Annotated in this window: 4 protein-coding genes and 1 pseudogene; 3 read left to right on the top strand and 2 right to left on the bottom strand. The window is 37.3% G+C overall.

What is annotated here, in order from left to right:
- The 3 genes and pseudogenes from AC1DPQ_RS20695 to AC1DPQ_RS20685 form a co-directional block, all read left to right on the top strand.
- The coding region (locus AC1DPQ_RS20695) for a peptide MFS transporter (protein WP_477610729.1) at nt 1–1,469 on the top strand (1,469 nt) is incomplete at its 5' end.
- 63 nt (nt 1,470–1,532) lie between these two features.
- Complete coding sequence (locus tag AC1DPQ_RS20690; protein ID WP_477585076.1) at nt 1,533–3,014, top strand: peptide MFS transporter; 1,482 nt, start codon at nt 1,533–1,535, stop codon at nt 3,012–3,014.
- A 643-nt stretch (nt 3,015–3,657) separates the two neighbouring features.
- Nucleotides 3,658–4,206, top strand: a pseudogene (locus tag AC1DPQ_RS20685) (glycosyltransferase); the annotation flags it as partial.
- 265 nt (nt 4,207–4,471) lie between these two features.
- Here AC1DPQ_RS20685 and AC1DPQ_RS20680 read toward each other — a convergent pair.
- Nucleotides 4,472–4,981 (bottom strand): YdeI/OmpD-associated family protein, encoded by a 510-nt coding sequence (locus tag AC1DPQ_RS20680; RefSeq protein WP_477583207.1) that lies wholly within the window; start codon nt 4,979–4,981, stop codon nt 4,472–4,474.
- 325 nt (nt 4,982–5,306) lie between these two features.
- Nucleotides 5,307–5,885, bottom strand: coding sequence for a hypothetical protein (locus AC1DPQ_RS20675; protein WP_477583208.1), 579 nt, complete (start codon nt 5,883–5,885; stop codon nt 5,307–5,309).
- Nucleotides 5,886–5,949 lie beyond the last annotated feature (64 nt).

The raw sequence follows: 5,949 nt of genomic DNA, 5'->3' as shown, positions 1-5,949 counted from the left end.
TTTTCACAGAAATGTGGGAAAGATTTAGCTACTATGGAATGAGATCATTACTYGTTTTATTCTTAGTAAGCGAAATAAGTAAAGGTGGCTGGCACTGGACAAGGCCAGAGGCTTTACAACTCTACGCGTGGTACACAGGTTTAGTATATTTAACGCCAATAATTGGTGGCTTAATTGCCGATCGACTGACCGGATACAGGAAAGCTGTTATCTTAGGCGCTTTAATTATGACCATTGGACACATATCAATGGCGTTAGAAGGTTCAAATACCAATTTCTTTTATTTGGGATTATTTTTATTAATTACTGGAAACGGACTATTCAAACCAAATATTTCTTCTATCGTAGGAAAACTTTACCCATCTACAAGCGATAAAAAAGACGCTGCTTACACCATCTTTTACATGGGCATTAACTCTGGAGCCTTTTTAGGAATGTTAATGTGCGGTTATATCGGCGAAAAAGTGGGTTGGCATTGGGGTTTTGGATTAGCAGGGGTATTTATGTTTTTCGGAATGCTTCAGTTTTACTTCGGACAGAAAATCTTTGGTGTTTTAGGTGCTGCTGTAAATAAAACAGAAAAAGTAATTGATCCAACTGATGAAGTTTTACCAAAAAAAGTAAGCAATCAACGTTTAGCTGTAGTTGCTGTATTTTCAATTTTTACCATTTTCTTTTGGATGGTATTTGAACAGGCAGGCGGCTCAATGACCATTTTTGCTAAAGATTATACACTGAGAAATTTGACAGGAAATGCCAGTACAATTTTTAAATGGGTTGATGCAATACTTACTATTTTCCCACTCATTGCGGTAACTGTTGTTTTATTAAGCCTGGCGGCAAAAATCGCAAAAAAATATCCCGCCACAATAATTTTCACAGCAATAAGCTTCATAATCATCTGGGGATTAGCCATTTGGAAGGTAGAAAAAGAATTTACCGCTTTAAATACAGAAGTTCCTGCCTCATGGTTTGGAATTTTAAATTCATTCTTTATTGTTTCCCTTGCACCATTTGTGTCTAAAATATGGGAAACTAAATTTAACCCAAGTGGGCCTGTAAAATTTGGACTCGGTTTAATTTTTGTAGGTGTAGGTTTCGCAGGATTGGCTTATGGAGGTATGGACATTGCAAAAGGTGCTACATCTGCACAGGTAAGTATGTTTTGGTTAATTTTCGCTTACTTCTTCCATACCGTTGGGGAATTATGTGTTTCGCCTGTTGGATTATCTTACGTTAGTAAATTAGCTCCGGCCAAAGTGGTAGGTTTAATGTTCGGTGTATGGTTTACCTGTACAGCGATTGGTAACTGGTTAGCGGGTACTACCGGTGGCTTAATCGACAAAATAAGTTCAGAATACTCCATTTCGATTTTCTTCTTAATATTTACTATTATCCCTATTGTTGCAGGCTTAATTATGTTTGCTATAAGTCCGATATTGCGTAAATGGATGCACGGCGTTCACTAATCAAAAAATAAATTTAACATAAAGCCCGATCTCCATCGGGCTTTTAATTTTTAAACCTATTTAATGGAAAAAACAGTTTCAATAGAAGATATTCAAAATTTTGAGGGAAAGTACCCGAAACAGCTCTGGCATTTATCGTTGGTAGAAATGTGGGAGCGTTTCTGTTTTTACGGCATGCGCGGGGTATTGGCTTTCTTTATGGTTGAGCAACTGGGTTTAAGCGATCAAAAATCGAACCTACAGTACGGTGCTATACAAGCCTTTGTTTATGCCTTTACTTTTATAGGTGGTATTTTTGCCGATAAGATTTTAGGTTTCAGAAAATCTCTTTTTTGGGGCGGATCATTGATGATTATCGGGAATTTAATCCTAGCCTTCTCTCCTCATGATCTGTTTTATGTTGGAATTACCTTATCCATTATCGGAACAGGTTTCTTTAAACCCAATGTTTCATCAATGGTTGGCGAATTATACCACGAGAAAGACAACCGCAGAGATGCGGGTTATGGACTTTTCTATGCAGGGATTAATGTAGGTGGATTATTGGGCGGTGCCATGTGTATTTATCTTGGCAAGTATTACAGTTGGCACCTATGTTTCTTGTCTGCTGCACTGGTAATGATGTTCGGTTTGGGCACATTCATTTTCACAAAAAAACATTTAGGCCCGATCGGGAATTCGCCTTTGCTGCATCTTAAAAAATCGAAACAGCAGTTATGGGAAATAGTCGTTTACATAGGGTCGATACTTTGTATTCCACTGATTTATATCATGGTAAAAAATACGGCTTTTACCGATTATTTCATGTACACGATAGGCATTATTGCCCTGGTTTATTTCTTGTATGAAACCTTTAAAATAAAAGATAAAAAAGCGCAGTATAAACTACTGGCAGCTTTTGTTTTTATCTTCTGTTATTTCATTTTTATGGCCATATCTGAGCAGAGTGGCGGTTCATTATCGCTATTTGCGAAGGACAATCTTGATCATAAAATCCTCTTTTTCAATATCGATCCGAATGTGGTAAACAATAGCGTTAACTCGTTCTTTGTTATTGTTTTTAGTCCGATTGTTGGTATTTTGTGGTTAGGTTTATACAAACGTAAAATAGAACCGAACACGGTTGTAAAATTCGGAATCGGCTTCCTTTTACTGGCTTTGAGTTTCTACGTGTTTTACGCCACCAGGTTCTTCGCCAATGTACAGGGCATTAGCTCGTTAAATATATTTACATTAGCCTATTTATTATTAACCCTTGGCGAACTTTGTTTGGGCCCGATAGGTATGTCGATCATTACTAAACTTTCGCCAAAGAAAATGTTCGGGATGATGATGGGCCTTTGGTTTTTATCAAGTGCTTTCGGACAATTGGCTGCCGGAAAATTAGGCGCAGAAATGTCGAGTATTGATAATGCATCGTTGCCAACTAAATTAATGGCTTATACCGAAGGTTATAAAGCATTGGCTTTATATTCATTAATTGCGGGTTTGGCGCTGATTATTTTCTCGCAACTGGTTAAAAAGTTAATGCAAGAGGTGAGGTAAGAAAGGGATCGTCATTTCGATCCCGAATGTTCGGGAAGAAATCTATAAAACGATTATTTATTGATATACTGTAAGATTTGGAAATGAAAGGACAGTGGTTCTTGGAGGCCTGCTGTCCCGCTCTTGTTCCAAGTCCTCGCCCTCATGCTTCAGTCTTCGGGCTTTACACGCCGATCGGGTTTAGGAATATTGGTTTGAGCCGCAAAAGCTAAAAACAACTTCAAGAGCTAGTCGGGATTTGAAATCCCGTCTTATGAACTTAGGATTTGTAATCCTTGCAAAACTGCTAAACCAGATTACAAAACTGGAGGACAACGATCCGGATTACAAATCCGGACCAACAGAAAATTTTGAAAGATAATCTGCATTGATCCGCGAAATCAGCTGAAAATATTTAGGCAAGGTCTTCGACTACGCTCAGACTGACAAGTTTTAAAAACAATAAAACTATTAATAAAACAAGTTCAAGAATAGGAATCATTGGTTATTAATGAAAATTCATAAAGGTTTCATATTAAATATTTACTTTCGCAGTCTAAAAGCAAAGTGTAATAAATATATAAACACAGGAAGCTTACATTATTAAAAACCACAACAAACGTGTCAGATAGTTTAGTCATCATTCCCACCTACAACGAGAAGATTGGGTACAGCCTATATTTACGGCTTCAAGTGGGCATTACAACACGATTATGCTTACATTTTTGAAATGGATGCCGATTTCTCGCACAACCCCRATGATCTCTCACGCTTACGCGAAGCCTGTGTAAACGGTGCTGATGTAGCCATTGGCTCTAGGTATGTTAAGGGTGTAAATGTGGTAAATTGGCCAATGGGCAGGGTTTTAATGTCGTATTTTGCTTCAATGTATGTACGTATGATTACCCGTATAAACATTCAGGATGCTACTGCCGGATTTAAATGTTACCGCAAAATTGTCTTAGAAACCATTCCACTAAATAAAATTAAGTTTGTTGGTTATGCGTTTCAGATCGAAATGAAATTCACCGCCATTAAATTTGGCTTCAAAGTGGTCGAAGTTCCAATCATCTTCACCGACCGTACCGAAGGAACATCAAAAATGAGTACCCGTATTTTTAGGGAAGCTTTTTTAGGTGTAATACAAATGAAAATTTGGAGCTGGTTTAGGAGTTATAAAAGGGAGTCCGAAATCCGAAGACCAGAGTCTTAGTTTATATATAAAACTTCTTGTTTAATAATTTGAAAATGGGCGTACACAGGTTCTTCTGAAACAACAGTCCCGTTATCGCTTATAGTCCTCGCTTCGCTGTGGGCTATTCCGCTCTACCGGGTTTAATACCGAAGGGTTTGTACAGCAAGCAACATCCACTGACTGTTATTTTGAATACTGTATCTGTTCCGCCATCAATACCCAAGCAATCAATGAGTAGTATTTTCGGTTCCAGGACTAAGGACTATAGACTTAGGACTATAAATTAAGACTTCCCCTGCGATTCCCTGATCATTGCACCAAAATCTTGCCCTTTATCCATGGCTTTAACGGTCATTACGATTCTTTTGGTACGTGTAGGCTCGGTTTTAGCCTGATTGATCCAGTTGATGTAATAGTTTTGGTGCGATTTAGGCTGTTTTAAAAAATTCCGAATTAAATGTTCTTCTTCTGATAAGCAGATTTCGAGGTCTTCGGGCATTTCGATTTTGAAATCTTTATCTTCTTCTAAATAGAGTTCGACACTTGCTCCGGCTTCTTTTCTTAATTTTTTACGGACTTCACCTTTTAAAGCAATAATAAAATCGCCCTCTCCCATCGGGATGGTTGCCATACCGCTAATCTCCAACTGATCTATCTTTCCTTTTACTCTGAAACTCTTTTTACAATCTGGTTTGATTTCATTGGCCAGTGCTGCCGGAATAAAGACATAACTCCAGCCGGTTTTTTCGCCCATGGTTTCGAAACGCTCTATTTCTGCTTTAAAGTGGATCATGGTTAAAAATATGAAATTATATTTTAACTGCTAAATGATAAATGGTTAGGCTATTTGTATGTTCATTAGAAATGAGTCTTAGTTTTTTTTACCATATAAGGCATTTAAGGAACATATAAGCTTAAAGAACTTCTATTCCTCATATGGTAAATGGGTTTTAAATATTGATGTGAAAAAGATTCTTCGCTGTGCTCAGAATGACAATCCGTCGTCCTTAAATCGCCACCGGATACTTCGCGGCGCTAGCGTTAATACATCCCAAAAGAAAGGTCGTCATTGCGAGGAACGAAGCAATCTTACAACTATGGGTTATAGCGAGTGTATTCTATTGAAAGAATGAAAGTTGTCCTTGTTTAGGAGGATTTCCTAAAAAACAAAATTCGTAAATGACCTCATACTGTCCTTTCTCATCATTAAATTTACGAATTGCAATCTTTTTACATAAAAAATTCAAGCTAACTTCTTCGAACAGGTCTTGAGCTATTTCAATATCTTCGGGATGTAATTTTCTCCCAATAGAGATATGGGCAGCAGCTCCATTTATTGCTTTCTTATATCTCAAGCCTTGTCTAAATCTTTTAAAAAGGCTATTCAAGTAAGGTTTAGCAGTCTTGTTAGGTAAAACAACAACTGCTCCGTTTTTTTCCGAAGCAATGAACTGATCAAACATCACAAAGTTAGGTTTTTCAGCATAGCAAAAGTCTTTAGTATACGATATGTAAAAATCCAACTCATGCTTATCTGCTTCAAACAGAGCAATCGTAACATGTGCCTCTGAGTTTCTACTGCTATACCAGCCAATTTTTTCTGCGAGTGTATTTTTTAAAACACTTACTTCATTAATACTTTTTCTTTGAGGGTAAACAACTATTGAATACCTGTCTTTTTTTAATTTTAAATCCATATCAATTTATTTAATCAATCGCCACTGGGTTCATCTGGATAATCGCCACTGGGTTCATCTGGAT

Source organism: Pedobacter sp. 01T416_2 (assembly GCF_056398925.1).
Note: the sequence above shows the minus strand (reverse complement) of the source record. Positions and strands in the feature narration are given on the sequence as shown.